The sequence below is a fragment of the Microvirga sp. CF3062 genome, assembly GCF_036314045.1.
Lineage (GTDB): Bacteria > Pseudomonadota > Alphaproteobacteria > Rhizobiales > Beijerinckiaceae > Microvirga.
This window is the reverse complement of sequence record NZ_JAYGGN010000005.1, coordinates 149,391-163,843: the sequence shown is the minus strand read 5'-3', so window position 1 is coordinate 163,843 and position 14,453 is coordinate 149,391. Positions and strand designations below refer to the sequence as shown.

Genomic DNA, 14,453 nt, shown 5'->3' with positions numbered 1-14,453 from the left:
GTCATGCTGATGCAGGATCTGCAATCCGCGCCCGTGGAGAGCTGAGACGAGCCGACATCGCAAAGAAAAGGCCTGAGCGGATAGACCGTCAGGCCGTCGAGTTGCCAGAGGGAACGAAGGTATTCAGGGAGACAACGGCCAAGCCTTAAGGCAGGTTCCCGGCCGTTGCAGGTTTCCCGGCATCCTGTCGCACCCCATCAACGCGGCGCAGCCTCGATCTGATTTTGCTCGACGACGCGTTCGATCATCTCCGCCTCGCTCTTGATGCAGTAGAGCGGCACGCCGCCGGCTGTCGCCGGAAGCAGGCGCAGGATTCTGAAGATATCGTGCGGAAGAGCGCGGCACGATGGATGGGGCCTGACGACCTGGCCGACTTTGAACACATGCGTGATCATGGGGATCCTCCAGGATGTAACGGAGCCGCGATGTCAGATCGGCCCTCGCGGGACGTCATGCCAGTAGTCGCGCATTTCCTGCTCGCGCCTGCGGTCGGGCCAGACCGTATCGTCGCCGTAGAAGGCCGGCGCTCCCTGAACCTGGGCTTCGGTCACATCGGTGCGGTAGCCTTCGAGTTCCTTGTCGTAGGAGAGCTTGTCCCAGGGAACCGTGTGGTGATGGACGCCCAGACCGAAGAAGCCCCCGAAGGTCACGTCGACATAGAGGACGCGGCCGCTCACTTTCTCGATCAGGAGACGCTTGATCGTGCCGATCTGCCGCGCGTGCGGATCGTAGACGGCGGTGCCTTCGACCCGGTCGCTTTCGATCACCGGATGGGATGAGCTTGCACGGCTGACAGGGCCCCATAGATAGAAGCCGTTCTCCAGGATTCCCGCCGCCACGATGGCGCGGCTGATGCCGAGGTTCCACTCATCATCAGGGCCAATCTGCTGGGTCAGCCCCCAAGGCCCCAGATCGGCCGGCAGGGCCTCGCCCGTGGCGTTCTCGGTGAAGCCGCGCAGATCTGGCTCCGCCTCGGATCGAAACACGTAATAGGTTCGCATGAGCGCCTCCCCTGCAACCGGATCGATCGCATCGCCCCCTTACGCATGAGCGAGCCTCATGCCCGCTCATGCGACGATTGTAGATCTCAATAGTCCGCCATCAAACAGGCAACATCATGTCGCAAGGCTGCGGCTTGCACCGTTGGAAGAAAGATCGTTCGATGGTAAGCTCGAAGCCGGGCAATGTGGTCCTCTCATCGCAGGGAAGGAACAGGTGGCAGACTTGGCGATATCCTTGCTGGTCGTCCTTGCGGGCGCTGTCGGAATGCTCCTCCTGCTCCTGACTTGGTTCGGCAGCAGAAGCATCACGCCGGAGATCGAGGACGATCTCGATCCGATTCTGGGGCCTAAGGATCCCACGGCGATCTATGAATCGCACGGTCCCTTCATCCCCATGCCGGCTCATCTGAAGACGAGCGATCAGATGGTCGATTGGATGACCAAGGAACTGCCGAAGCTGACGGCGGAGATCGCGAATCCGCGGAGCTGAACAAACTGCTCGGCGATAAGAGCGTGGCGAGACTTCAGGGAAACATCAGGGCCGAGGTCACGATGCTGGCGCCATAAGCCATGGCGATCAGAAGCGGCGCGATCATGGCGGCCGAGGCAAGCAGGAAAATCGACAGACTGAGACTGCGCATGACATTCCTCCTCGTTAAGAGGCCAGCAGCCTAACCGGAACCGTGACCGCAACATGGCGCAACCTTGGCCAAATGCGAGAAGTGCCGGGTCGTCAGCATCTTTCTCGATGACCTAGAAGCGAAAATTCCTCGATCCCGCTCGTCTCAGGCTTCCGGGATCCGGTCCTCCAACCTCTCACGCGGCGCCGGGCGCGTGGCGATGTAGAGAGCAACGCTCCCCATGATGATCGCGAGGACGAAAAGCAGGGTATCGTTTTCCGTCAGCCACAGAATGAGACCGTATGACGCCGCAAGCATGCTCAGGGCATAAATCTTGGCGCGTCGCGGAATGGCCTTCTGATCGCGCCACGTGGTCAGCAGATGGCCGAAACGGGGATGGTTGTAGAGCCGCTCGGCCAGAGCCGGGTTCGACCGGGCAAAGAACCAGACAGCCAGAAGAACGAACGGTGTCGTCGGCAAAACCGGCAGAAAGATCCCGATCACGCCAAGGGCGAGGCTTGCATAGCCCAGGCAGAGATAGAGTTGGCGCATCATGCGACTCAGGGTTCTCCAAGGCTGGCAGGAAGGATCATAACGCCTGTTGGCGGCATCGGTGCCAGCGGCCTTCGATGTACGCGATCTTTCTCGCCTCGGACAGGCAGGACGTCAGCAGGCTCATCTGCCTGTCAGAGTTCCGCCCGCGCCATCTGTTCCTGAAACTGCGCCCCTTGTGTCAGCCGGCCAATGCTGCGCTCCACCCCGGCTGCGATCTCCAGCAGCCGGCGATCCTGCCCGTGGCGCGCCACCAGCATGAAGCCCACCGGGCGCTCGCAGCCGGCCACGGGCAGCGAGATCGCCGTGAGGTCGAACTGGTTGCAGAACATCGGGTTGCGCAGGATGTGCCAGTCCGTTTTGTTGTAGAGCCTGTCGTCGGCCTCCAGCGGCGCGATCAGGGGCGCCGAGATGGCCGTTGTCGGCAGCGCCAGCACGTCGACTGGGGACAGCCGCTCGTCCATGGCGGCGACAAGCGCCCGGCGCTGATAGATCATGCGGATATAGATCGGCGCAGGAACGGTGCTGCTGCGCGCAATCGACCATCTTACGCGCGGATCGATCTCCGCAGCCTTGGTTTCCAGCCAGTCCGCATGAACCTCGGAGGCCTCGATGGAAGCGATCGAGGCCGCGGCGGTGGTCTCCGCCATGGCGGTGAGCAGATCGTCGATGTTGTGGTCGTCGATCTTCGCGCCAGCCTGCGACAGGCGGCTCAGAGCCGCCTCAAAAGCCTGCTCCACCAGGGGCTCCGTGTCCGAGAACAGGCGCCCGCGTGGAATGCCGATCCGCAATCCTGCCAGAGGATGAGGATTGACGATCCACGGGTCTTCGCCGGCCATGACGGCATCGGTGGAGGCGCAGTCCTGAACGGAGCGCGCGAGCGGCCCGACCGAGTCCAGCGACGGCGATAGGGGAAACGCCCCGTCGAGCGGCACCCGATGGGCGGTCGGCTTGAATCCAACGACGCCGTTGAGCGCCGCGGGGATGCGCACCGAACCACCCGTGTCGCTGCCGATGGAAATCTCGCTCGTGCCTTCGGCGACGGTGACACCGGCGCCCGAGGACGAGCCGCCCGGAATGCGCAGGGGATCGGCCGCATTGCCCGGCGTGCCGTAATGCGGGTTGAGGCCGAGCCCCGAATAGGCGAACTCGACCATGTTGGTTTTGCCCAGGATGACGGCGCCCGCCTGGCGAAGGCGGCGGACGATGATTGCATCCTTCGTTGCCGGCGGCCTGTCTCTTAGGGCGATGGAGCCCGCGAGCGTGGTCTCGCCCGCTACGTCGAACAGATCCTTGATGGAGACGATCGCCCCATCGAGCGGGCCTAAGGAAACGCCCGCATGCTGGCGTGCATCGGCAGCGTCGACAGCCGCACGGGCGGCCTCATGATAGAGGCGAACGAACACCCGCTCGTCGGCGGCCCGCGCGTCCAGACGCTCCAGGATGGTTTCAAGCTTATCGCGAATGGTCGTCATAAAAGCACCGGATGAACAGCAGAGATGTTCAGCTTAGCACCGGAGCCACGGCCTTCTGTCAAGCAGGACGGTGCTACCGCCTCAGGACGCATAGCGCTGCCGGGTCTCGTCGGCATCGTCCGGGTCGGTGACCATGGTGGCAATCGGGAAGGTGATCACGCAGCGAATGCCCGCCGGGGCGAAATCGAGCTTGATCTCGCCCCCGAGCTGCTGCGCCAGACCGCGCTGGATGAGCTTGGTACCAAAACCCTGGCGCTCTGGCTTCTTCACCGGAGGACCGCCGCTTTCGACCCACTCGACGAGGAGGGACGGCGGAGCGCTGCCGGTCGTGACAGCCCACATCACGTGAACCCTTCCCTCCGGCACCGACAGGCTGCCGTATTTGACCGCGTTCGTCGCCATCTCGTGGATGGCCAACCCTAAGGCCAGCGCGGCACTCGGCTGGAGATTGATCCTCGGCCCCTTCAGGCGGATGCGCTGACGCATGACATCCTGGTAGGGATCGAGCTCGTTCTTCAGCACATCCTCCAGAAGTGCGCCCTGCCACTGAGTGGTCGTCAGAAGATCGTGGGTCTTGGCGAGCCCGTGCAGGCGATCCATGAAAGCGTTCCAGGACGCAGCATCGGTGTTCTCGGCCGAACGGCGGGTGAGCGACGCCACCGATTGCACGGTCGCCAGCGTGTTCTTCACGCGATGATTCAACTCGTGCAGCAGAAGCGCCTGCCGTTCGTCGGCAAGCTTGCGCTCCGTGATCTCCTGCGAGACGCCGACCATGGAGAGCTGACCGTTATTTCCACTTCGCGTCCGGCCGCTGATACGGATCCAATGCTCGCTGCCATCGGGCCAGATCGCGCGATACTCCACATGGAGATCAGTGTTGTTGGCAATCGCCTGCGCCAAGGCTTCGGCCTGCATGGCACGGTCGTCGGGGTGAATGGACGAGACCAGATCCGCATAAGAGAACGGCTCGTCGCGGCTGCGGCCGAAATTGGCCCGGCAGGTTGCGGAGGTGATGAAGGTGCCTGTCTCCGGCGTGAACTCCCAGGAGCCGAAATGCCCTGCATTGAGTGCCAGGCGCAGGCGGGCCTCGCTCTCCGCCATCTGGGCCAGAACATCCTCCCGGTCCCGCTCATGCCGGCGAATATCCGCCGACGCTTCTGCCAGCGCCGTCTTGATCGTGTCGAATTCCAGAACCTGCGTGGTCTCCGGTCCGGACACGTCCTCCCGGCGGCCGAGCGCCTGAGCTGCCGCAACGAGCTGGTCGACGGGTCTCGCAATCGCGCGCGACAGAAGAGCTGCCAGGAGGAGACCGACGAGGACGACTCCGGTCAGAATCAGGAGCCAGAAGAGCGAGCGCTCGATCGACTGCGCCAGCTCCGAAGTCGGGATGCTGATGACGAAGGACCAGCCATAGGCCGGCGATTGGCTGAAATAAGTGCGAACCGCGATGCCATCGAGGGTGACGCTCTGCAGGACTCCCTCGGAGGACGCAGCAAGGGCCTCCTGGACGTTGGCACTGGCCGGCTGGCCGACGAACCGTTCCGGCGCGCGCGATCGGGCCACGATCCGCTTGCTGCGGTCGAGCACGGCCGCGTTCCAGCCGTCGACGATCCTCTGGTCGCGGATGATGTTCTGAAATGCCTCGGGAGTGATGGCGAGCGACAGGATGTAGCCCACCTGCTCGTTCAGGACGACGGGAACATCGATGGTGATGAGGCGCTGCCCCGTCAGGGACCCGACATAGAGGTCCGATACGTACGGCCTGCGCGTCTCCTGAACCTGCCGAAGAACAGCCGCGCGGTTGCTGGTCGGCAGGTGAACGCCGTAAGGCACGCGGGTGTTGAGGATGGCGCGCCCGCTCGGCTCGAAAAGAGCGATCCAGGAAGGATCCGCGAGACCAAGATCCTTCACCCGGTTGTAGAAGCCCTCGAAGTCGCCATGGGCCAGGGTTGGCGATTGGGACAGAACCCGCAGCGCCAAAACAGATTTATCGATTTCCCGATCCAGCAGCAGGCTTAAGGCCCTGGCGGTCTCCTGCATGCGCTGGTCGATCGCCTGCTGCTCGGCCCTGTAGCCTGAGTAGAAGCCGCCTGTCGCCACGAGGATGATCGGCAGCGAGATGGCGAGCACCAGCACCCACAAAACCTGCCGCAGGGATGTTCTGGCTCTTCCGGGAAGACCCGTGGCCGTTTGCGCAGTGTTCATTCCGTCCATGGGATCTCGCGTCATGGTGCTAACCCACGTCCTGCGCCGGCATGGTGACGCGCACGAGGGTTGGCGGCTCGCCCGGCGGCCATTCCACCTGGGCATCGAGCTGGCGCGAGAGAGCTTTGAGAACGGTTCCCGACGCGCTGTTCTGCGCCGCCTGCTTTTCGTCGGGACTGAAAGCGTCGTCGGAGAGCTGGAACAGCAGAACCCCGCCCCGAATGCGTAAGGTGAGCTTCAGCTTGCCATGGCGTTCCCGGTAGGCGTGGCTGAGAGCATTGACGACGATCTCATTGAACAGGAGCGCGAGGGGCGCCGCCTTGGCGGCCTCGACCTCCACGTTCTCGACCTCGAATTCCGGTACGATCCTCACGTCGGGCAAGGCGGCGGTGAGCTCCTGGCAGAGCCCCTTGGCGAAGCTGGACGCATCGAAGCGCGCCGCGCCCTTGCCGTCGTAGAGATCCCGATGCGCCGCGCCGAGCGCCTGCAGACGCTCCCTCATGCGACTGAGAACCTGCCGCACCTGATCGTCCTCGGCCTGGCGGATCTCGATCCCGATCAGGGACAGGAGAAGCTGGAGATTGTTCTTCACCCGGTGATCGAGTTCGTGCAGAAGCGCCGTCTGCCGATCGAGGAGCCCCTGAAGAGCCTCCTGCGCATGGCGCTTGTCGGCCCGTTCGCGGGCCTCGGAAAGGGCGCGCAGAACCGTGCCCGGAAGCCGGTCGAGGCTGTGCTTGAGCACGTAGTCGGTGGCGCCGCGCTTGAGCGCCTCGACCGCCACCTCCTCGCCGAGCGCTCCGGACACGAACACGAAAGGCGTGCCGGGAGCCCGCGCCTGCACGATTTCCAGCGCGCTCAATCCGTCGAAGGCCGGAAGCCGGTAATCGGCCAGAATGATGTCCCAGCGCCCATCCTGTACCGCCCGCGTGAAATCGGCCGCCGTGTCGACGCGCTCCACCGAAACAGTCAGGTTGGCGGAGGCCAGAGCCTCCATCACCAGCTCAGCATCGAGCGCGCTGTCCTCCAGGAGGAGGACGCGCAGCATTGGGCTGGACTGAGTACGGGCCTGCACGCTCATCGGTGGCGTTACCCTCCGTTGCGATGCGGCGGCGGTTCGTTGAGGATGGCCCAGAACACGCCGAGATCCTGGATCGCGTCGAAGAACTCGCGGAAGCCCACCGGCTTCACCACGAAGGCATTCACCCCGAGCTTATAGCTGCGCAGGAGGTCGCTCTCCTCCCGCGAGGAGGTGAGCATCACGACGGGCGTCTGCCTGAGATGCGGATCGGCCTTCACCTTCTCCAGCACCTCAAGCCCGTCGACCTTTGGCAGCTTGAGATCGAGCAGGACCACTGCGGGGTCGCTGGTGTTGCGGCTCTCATGCGCGCCGCGACGATAGAGAAAATCGAGAGCTTCGGCACCGTCGCGCACGATAACGACCTCATTGGCGAGCTGGCTCTGCTCGAGGGCCGCCAGCGTCAGTTCGAGATCCTTCGGGTTGTCCTCAACCAGCAGAATCGGTTTCAAATCCGGCATTCACGCCGCTCCTTCAGTCATTGTTTCATCCGGCAGGGCAATGGAGAAAGTCGCTCCCCGGTCGAGGATGCCTTCGGCCCAGGTCCGCCCCCCATGTCTTTCGACGATGCGGCGAACATTGGCCAGCCCGATACCAGTCCCTTCGAAATCTTCCATCCGGTGCAGCCGCTGGAAGACACCAAAGAGCTTGTCGATATACCTCATATCGAATCCGACACCGTTGTCGCGCACGAAAAACGCCGTCTCCCCACCGTTGCGCGTGGAGCCGATCTCGATGCGGGCCTTCTCCCGGGGGCGGGTGTATTTTACGGCGTTGTCGAGAAGATTTTCAAACACCAGCCGGATCAGAACCGGATCGGCCGTCACCTCGGGGAGGTCGCCGATCACCCACTCGATCCGGCGACCGGCCGCATGTACGGTGAGCTGCTGCCGGACCTCGTCGATCAGGCAATTCATGTCGATCCGCCGCGGCTTGAGGGCGGTACGGCCCATCTGCGAGAAGCGCAGCAGGTTGTCCACGAGTGTTCCGGCCGTGTAGGCCGAATCGATGATGGTGTCGATGTAGCGCCTGCCCCTCTCCGAGAGCTCACTCGATTCCTGCTTCTTCAGGAGCTCGGAAAAGCCCACGATGTGCCGGAACGGCGCACGCAGGTCGTGAGAGACAGAATAGGAGAAGGCCTCCAGCTCCTTGTTGCTGCGGCGCAGCTCCTCGGAGATGGCCGCCAGCTCCTCGGCCCGGCGCAGCACGATGCCCACGATGGCGTGGCGCAGTTCCTTGACCGCCTCGGTCTCGCTCCGGTCCCAAGGCAGGGACCGCTCCCGCACCGTCTCCTTCCAGATCTCAAAGGAGCGGCGGGGGTGGAGCCGCGCCGTGCCGGCTTCTTCCTGCACGGGCTTCTGCGGATTGCCGCCCCATTTCACGGTCTGGACCACCTCGGGGCGGAACCAGAGCACATAGCTGGGACGGGCCTTCGAGATCGAGATCGAGAGAAGGCCGCTGGCCCGGTCGGCGAAGGATCGGGCTGCAGGGTAATCCTGCGAAAGGCAGTCGGTCGAAAAGACATCTTCCTGGTGGTTCTCCGAGAGCCAGGCGAACAGACCTTTGACCTGATCCTCGCTGGGCGTCTCACCCAGACACCAGCAACGATCCTCCGTGAGGACAGCCGCACCTTGGGCGCCCGCCAAACGCATCAGGTCGTCAGGGTTGTTCATGAGACCGGCGATGAAATGGTCTTCCGCCGCCATATGGGCGAGGAGCCGCGTCTGCACGGCGCCGAGACGCACCCGCTTTTCAGCCAGCGTTGTGTTCTCCCGCGCCTCGAGCTGCAGGGAGAAGATCTGGGTGAGGAAATCGCAGGCGTTGCGCACCTGCAGCGAGACCCGCTTCGGCTCCTTGCTGTGGCACGAGATCAGGCCCCACAGCCTGCCGTCGCGCAGGATCGAGATCGACATGGAGGCAAGCGTCCCCATGTTGCGCATGTATTCGAGATGCACCGGGGAGACGCTGCGCAGCACCGAGTCGCTCAAGTCCAGCGGCGCAGGATCCCGCGACTGGATCGGGACCGGGGTGTAGTTGGCATCCGAAATGATGCGCAGGCGGTTGCGCCGGTAGAGCTCTCGCGCCTGGGCCGGAATGTCGGAGGCCGGAAAGCGCAGATCGAGATAGGACGGCAGGACCTCGTTGCGATCCTCGGCGATGACGGTGCCGTTCCATTGCTCGTCGAAGCGATAGATCAGCACCCGGTCGAACCCGGTCATGCCGCGAACGTCCTGTGCCGCGAGACCACACAGGATCTCGACGCTGGAGGCTCCCTGCAGCTGTTCCACGAAACGGCGCAAGGTAGGGTACAGCGAATCGAGACTCGAGACGGCCTCCAGGGGTGTTTCCTCCAGCTCAAGAACCACGCATTCACCCGAGCGGGAGATTGCGGCCTCGTAGGTCCGTTGGCCCTGTGCCGTGGAGATTTCAATCGTGCGCAGATACTGCGTGGTCCCGGCTGGCGGCGGATCCGCGAGCTGTGCCTCGAGTTCCCGGCTCAGAACCGGCAGGACCTCGGCGAAGGGCCGGCCCAGGGCGTCAGTCGGATCGAGCCCGAAGATCTCCGCGATGTTGGCGCTGGCATAGGCGAGCGTCCGGTCGGAAAGCCGAAGCGCCAGAAGGATCCCGTGCGGCTGGATGCTGCCCGGAATGTGGATCGGCTCCCGCTCGCAGGCGGTCAGGTCGATGTCTTGCGTCTGCAGATTCATGGGGTCTCGCACAGCCAATCATGCATCACGGTAAAGGTCTTCTGTGCGGACTCGACGATCACATCGTCGGCCTCCGGCGACGACGCTTCCAGCAGCACCGCGCCGAACGACTTCCACATGGCCGCAATATTGCGTCCGTAGCTGCGGAAATAGGCGCAGCCCGTCTCCGCGTCGAGCCCAAGCCGGCGCTGCACCTCACGGGCAATGATGGCACCGCCGAGGGTGGAGCCTTCGACCACATACATGCTCCCCAGCACGGCCTCCGGCGCCGGCAGCGGCATCAGAGGCCGGCATTGTGGCAAACGGATGATGTCTTCCGATTTTAGTCCTAGAGCCTCAAGGTCCCGGACCAGGTGCTGCGTCTTGCGCCGGCGCTCGAAGAAGCCCTGGTCGGGCGCTTGGCCGACCGCTTCCTCTTCCCAGGCTTTGTGGAACCCGTAGAAGCGGATCAGCAGGTCGCGGTAGCCATCGCGTGAGGTGATCCGGCGGTCGAGATCCATCGCCGCCTCGATGCGGTCGTGGGCCGCCCGGGTTTCGGTTTTCAGTCGTGCCAGAATCGTCATGCAGTCTCGTCGTTGGGGCGGCCAAGCCTCTTGGCAGCGATCCGCTCGGCCAGTCCAAGCCCGTCGTGGATCAGAACCGCCAGCAAGGCAACCACCAATCCGCCCTGGAGGATGAACGCGACGTTGTTGGATTGAAGCCCCGCAATGATCACCTCCCCCAGCCCCTTGGCCGCCACGGTCGAACCGATGGTGGCGGTGCCGAGGCTGATGATGACCGAGAGGCGGATGCCGGCCAGAATCACAGGCAGGGCGAGCGGCAGCTCCACCTGCCACAGGCGCTGGCGGGCATTCATGCCCATGCCCCTGGCGGCCTCGAGCGTGCGGGCCGACACCTCCGTCAGGCCGGCCAGCGTGTTCTCGAAGATCGGCAGGAGGCCGTAGAGAAAAAGCGCGATGAAGGTGGGCTTTTCCCCGAAACCCACAAGCGGCACAGCGATGGCCAGCACGGCGATGGGCGGGAAGGTTTGGCCGATATTCACGAGGCTGCGCGAGAGCGGCAGGAACTCGCGGCCGCTCGGCCGCGTGACGAAGATGCCGAGCGCAACCGCCAGGGCGGTGCTGGCGAATGTGGCCAGGAACACGATGCGCAGATGCGACAGGGTGAGAGAAAGCAGGCTGCCCTGGTTGTAGATCGCCGGTGCGTTGTTGGCGGTCAGCGGCTCGAACGCAAAGGCGAAAAGCTGCGGCACTGTTACGAAAGCGATGAGCAGGAGCAGCGCCGCAGCGCGCAGGATGACGGCACGCGTGCTCATGCGAGAGAGCGCCCGTGCTTGAGGATGCCCTCGACGCTGATGCGCCCGACGGGAACCCCAGTTGCATCGGCCACAGGCAAAGCGGGCTTGCCCCGCCAGATGAGCTGCGCCAGCGCATCGCGCAAGGTCGCCGACACGATAATCGGCTCTCCTTCCGCGTGACCCACCTCCATCGCATCCTTCACCGTCACAAGGGACAGCAGCCGGAAGGGCCGCTCCGCCGTTCCCACGAGCTGATCGACGAAGGCTTCCGCCGGATGGGTCAGCAGCTGCGCCGGTGTGGCGTATTGCAGGAGACGCGCCTGATCCATCACGGCGATACGGTCACCCAGATGAAAGGCTTCGTTCATGTCATGGGTCACGAGCACGATGGTGGTGCCGAGCCGCCGCTGGATCGCCAGGAGATCGTCCTGCGCCTTGCCGCGAATGACGGGATCGAGCGATCCGAAAGGCTCGTCCATCAGGAGAAGCGCGGGCTTCGCGGCAAGCGCGCGGGCGACACCCACACGCTGCTGCTGGCCGCCGGACAATTGATGCGGAAATTTTCGGGCGAACTCTCCCGGATCGAGCTGGAACAGATCGAGCAGCTCCTCGACGCGGGCTGCGATCCGCCGCCTGTCCCAGCCGAGAAGACGCGGGACGGTGGCGATGTTCTCCGCAACAGTGCGATGCGGGAACAATCCGTAGCCCTGGATGACATAGCCGATGCGATGGCGGAGCTCGTCCTCCGGGATGGTTGCCGTGTCCTGCCCATCGATGAGGACGCGGCCTGTATCCGGAACGACGAGCCGGTTGATCATGCGCAGCAGAGTCGACTTGCCGGCCCCCGAGGTGCCAACGACAACCGCGATCTCACCCTCGCCAACCGTGAAGGACACGTCATCGACGACAATGTTGTCGCCATAGCGCTTGCTGAGATGCTCGATCTCGATCATGCGGCGCCCCGCTGTGTCAGGTCGATGATCGCATCGAGGATGATGGCTGCGGCGAAGGATAGAACCACCGTCGGAATGGCTCCGAGCAGCACCAGGTCGATCGCCGTCTGGCCGATGCCTTGGAACACGAAAGTGCCGAAGCCCCCTCCTCCGATCAGCGCAGCAATCGTGGCGAGCCCCATGTTCTGAACCAGCACGATGCGGATGCCCGCGAGAATCACGGGAAGTGCCAGCGGCAGCTCAATCTGCATGAGGCGCTGCCGTCGCGATAGGCCCATGCCGCGCGCGGCTTCGGTCACGTCGGCCGGCACCTGGCTCAGTCCCGCCATCGTGTTGGCCACCACCGGCAGCAGGGAGTAGAGGAACAGTGCGATGAAGGCGGGCGCCGCGCCGATGCCGCGGATGCCGAGCGCTGCGGCGAGCGGCACGTTTGCCGCGAGAAAGCCCAGCGGCGCGATCAGGATGCCGAAGAGCGCGATGCTCGGGATCGTCTGCACAATGCCGAGCCCGTTTAGGATCACGGTACGCAGCGCAGGAAAGCGATGGCTTGCGAGGCCAAGCGGCAATCCGACGAGACAGGCGGCCAGCATCGACCCGAAGGCGAGCCACAGATGCTGGCGCGCCTCGCGCCAGAAGCTCTCCGCCCGGTTCGTATATTCCTTCATCAGGGAGAGATCGTTCCAGGCTCCTGAGAGAAGCAGAAGCGCCAGCACGCCCGCGGCTAAACTTAGGGCCGCGAGTCTCCCCCAAGGTCCCAGACGCAGGCGCGTCAGCGCGTCGGCGGCCAAGAGCGCAAAGGCCAGAGCGAGAAGCCAGAAGCCGAGGGCGGGCGACACGCGCGCGAAGGTGTTGCCCGCCGGCGTGACAAAGCCCGCGGAGAATCCGACCGTGGGAAAGATCACGCCAAGCCCGAGGCAGGCTGCCGCCAGCCGGACGAGCGGTCTGTGCGCCAGCACCGCGCAGAGCGCGACGGCAAGCACCACGACGATGGTGATGAGCGCTCCAGCCGGCGCCAAGGCATCGATGAGCAGGCGCCCTTCCCCCGAGACGATGCGGTTGGCACGGTACGTCACGAAGGGGCTTGCGAAAAGCGCAATGCCGATGAGCCCGGCGATCACGCTCCCGAGCCGGTCCAGGTGCAAGGTGGGGCGCTGAATGGGCATGCCGGGCGCAGTGGTTCGGGAGGAGATCGTGTTCACAAAGCGTCCGGCCTTTGTCGCGCAGCTCTTTCTTTGAATCGAGCCGTCAGATTACTTCAGGAAGCCCTTGGACTTCAGGTAATCCATCGCCACCGCCTTCGCCGGCTCGCCGCCGACCTGCACCCGGGCATTCAGCCCCTGAAGGGTGACGAGATCGAGAGAGGCGAAGATGGGCTTCAGGATCTCGGCGATCTTCGGGTTCTCCTTGAGGGCCGCCTCGCGCACGATAGGAGCCGGCGCATAGACGGGCTGGACGCCCTTGTCGTCTGCCAGCACCACGAGGCCGGAGGGAGCGATGCCGCCGTCGGTGCCGTAGACCATGGCGGCGTTGGCGCCGTTGGTCTGCTCGGCCGCCGCCTTGATGGTGGCCGCCGTGTCGCCGCCGGAGAGCACGATGAGCTGCTCGGGCTTCATGCGGAAATCGTAAGTTTTCTGGAAGGCCGGAAGGGCGGCTTCCGAGTTCACGAACTCGGCGGACGCGGCAAGCACCACCTTGCCGCCCTTTGCGATCCACTGGCCGAAATCGGACATGGTCTTGAGCTTGTTGGCATCGGCCACTTCCTTGCGCAGCGCGATGGCCCAAGTGTTGTTGGCTGGCGACGGGTCGAGCCAGACGATCTTGTTGGCGTCGTAATCGAGCTTCTTGGCGGTCTCGAAGCCCTTGGCGGCGTCCTTCCAGACCGGGTCGTCCGCCTTGTTGAAGAAGAAGCCCGCATTGCCGGTATATTCGGGGTAGATGTCGATCTCGCCCGCGGTGAGGGCCTTGCGCACCACCGGGGTTGCACCGAGCTGGATCCGGTCCTGGGTCTTGATGCCGTTGGCATCGAGGGCGAGCAGGATGATGTTGCCGAGAACGGAGCCTTCCGTGTCGATCTTGGACGAGACGACCACATCGGCCCTGGCGGCACCCATCGCCGCCAGCCCGAGGGCGACAGCGAACACCGCCGGTTTGAGCATGGACTTCATGTGAACCCCCTTATGGAACCTTGCCCTGCTGTTTTTAGGACAGTCCGGCGATTTAGGCAGAGGGGGTCTCAAGAAGAGTTGGGCCGGAGGATAAAAACTTAGTGTGATGGCAAAAGATCCCACCGCAGACTCAAGAGCCTGCGACGGGTCCTATCCTTGAGCGCTATCGATGGCCTCGTCAGGCGCTCAGGATTGAAGGCGGCTCCTGGGCGATGGTGAAGCGGACCTGCGCCTGCGGCCGGTGATCCTCGGACAGGGTGCGCCAGGTGCGCTCGGCCTCGGTGCGGCTCTCGAAGGGGCCGACGACCCGCTCGGTGCCCTGGACGATTTTTTCGCAATCGCAGGAGGTGTACTCACCACCGACAACCCAGAAACGTGATGTATTCATTGTCACTCTCCATT

The 14,453-nt window shown here is 64.0% G+C and carries 15 protein-coding genes; 1 reads left to right on the top strand and 14 read right to left on the bottom strand.

What is annotated here, in order from left to right; genetic code table 11:
* Nucleotides 1-197: 197 nt before the first annotated feature.
* Both VB618_RS11000 and VB618_RS10995 read right to left on the bottom strand, forming a co-directional pair.
* A complete protein-coding gene (locus tag VB618_RS11000; protein ID WP_329796686.1) occupies nucleotides 198-395 on the bottom strand; it encodes a hypothetical protein in 198 nt (65 codons plus the stop codon).
* Between the two features lie 33 nt (nucleotides 396-428).
* Nucleotides 429-1,001 (bottom strand): PRC-barrel domain-containing protein, encoded by a 573-nt coding sequence (locus tag VB618_RS10995; protein WP_329796685.1) that lies wholly within the window; start codon nucleotides 999-1,001, stop codon nucleotides 429-431.
* A gap of 223 nt (nucleotides 1,002-1,224) precedes the next feature.
* Here VB618_RS10995 and VB618_RS10990 point away from each other — a divergent pair, with 223 nt between their 5' ends.
* Nucleotides 1,225-1,491, top strand: a complete 267-nt coding sequence (locus tag VB618_RS10990; protein ID WP_329796684.1) for a hypothetical protein — start codon at nucleotides 1,225-1,227, stop codon at nucleotides 1,489-1,491.
* 295 nt (nucleotides 1,492-1,786) lie between these two features.
* Here the strand turns inward: VB618_RS10990 and VB618_RS10985 are convergent, their stop codons facing one another.
* The 12 genes from VB618_RS10985 to VB618_RS10930 all read right to left on the bottom strand — a co-directional run bounded on the left by VB618_RS10985 (nucleotide 1,787) and on the right by VB618_RS10930 (nucleotide 14,439).
* Nucleotides 1,787-2,176, bottom strand: a complete 390-nt coding sequence (locus VB618_RS10985; protein ID WP_442931750.1) for a YbaN family protein — start codon at nucleotides 2,174-2,176, stop codon at nucleotides 1,787-1,789.
* A 131-nt stretch (nucleotides 2,177-2,307) separates the two neighbouring features.
* Entirely contained in the window at nucleotides 2,308-3,648 is a 1,341-nt protein-coding gene (locus VB618_RS10980) for an amidase (RefSeq protein ID WP_329796683.1), read from the bottom strand.
* A gap of 81 nt (nucleotides 3,649-3,729) precedes the next feature.
* On the bottom strand, nucleotides 3,730-5,853 hold the full coding sequence (locus tag VB618_RS10975) for a sensor histidine kinase (RefSeq protein WP_329796682.1): 2,124 nt from the start codon (nucleotides 5,851-5,853) through the stop codon (nucleotides 3,730-3,732).
* Between the two features lie 28 nt (nucleotides 5,854-5,881).
* Complete coding sequence (locus VB618_RS10970; protein ID WP_329796681.1) at nucleotides 5,882-6,931, bottom strand: sensor histidine kinase; 1,050 nt, start codon at nucleotides 6,929-6,931, stop codon at nucleotides 5,882-5,884.
* Between the two features lie 8 nt (nucleotides 6,932-6,939).
* Complete coding sequence (locus VB618_RS10965; protein WP_329796680.1) at nucleotides 6,940-7,389, bottom strand: response regulator; 450 nt, start codon at nucleotides 7,387-7,389, stop codon at nucleotides 6,940-6,942.
* Nucleotides 7,390-9,636 (bottom strand): ATP-binding protein, encoded by a 2,247-nt coding sequence (locus VB618_RS10960; RefSeq protein WP_329796679.1) that lies wholly within the window; start codon nucleotides 9,634-9,636, stop codon nucleotides 7,390-7,392.
* A complete protein-coding gene (locus tag VB618_RS10955; RefSeq protein ID WP_329796677.1) occupies nucleotides 9,633-10,199 on the bottom strand; it encodes a biliverdin-producing heme oxygenase in 567 nt (188 codons plus the stop codon). The genes VB618_RS10960 and VB618_RS10955 overlap by 4 nt, the downstream gene beginning before the upstream one ends.
* Nucleotides 10,196-10,951, bottom strand: a complete 756-nt coding sequence (locus VB618_RS10950; protein ID WP_329796676.1) for an ABC transporter permease — start codon at nucleotides 10,949-10,951, stop codon at nucleotides 10,196-10,198. Before VB618_RS10950 ends, VB618_RS10955 begins: the two co-directional genes overlap by 4 nt.
* Nucleotides 10,948-11,886, bottom strand: a complete 939-nt coding sequence (locus VB618_RS10945) for an ABC transporter ATP-binding protein (protein ID WP_329796675.1) — start codon at nucleotides 11,884-11,886, stop codon at nucleotides 10,948-10,950. Before VB618_RS10945 ends, VB618_RS10950 begins: the two co-directional genes overlap by 4 nt.
* A complete protein-coding gene (locus VB618_RS10940) occupies nucleotides 11,883-13,049 on the bottom strand; it encodes an ABC transporter permease (RefSeq protein WP_329796896.1) in 1,167 nt (388 codons plus the stop codon). Before VB618_RS10940 ends, VB618_RS10945 begins: the two co-directional genes overlap by 4 nt.
* Before the next feature lie 87 nt (nucleotides 13,050-13,136).
* Nucleotides 13,137-14,042: a glycine betaine ABC transporter substrate-binding protein OsmF gene (gene osmF / locus VB618_RS10935; RefSeq protein ID WP_329796895.1), complete on the bottom strand. Its 906-nt coding sequence runs from the start codon at nucleotides 14,040-14,042 to the stop codon at nucleotides 13,137-13,139.
* 187 nt (nucleotides 14,043-14,229) lie between these two features.
* Nucleotides 14,230-14,439, bottom strand: a complete 210-nt coding sequence (locus tag VB618_RS10930) for a DUF4170 domain-containing protein (protein ID WP_329796674.1) — start codon at nucleotides 14,437-14,439, stop codon at nucleotides 14,230-14,232.
* Between the last annotated feature and the right edge of the window lie 14 nt (nucleotides 14,440-14,453).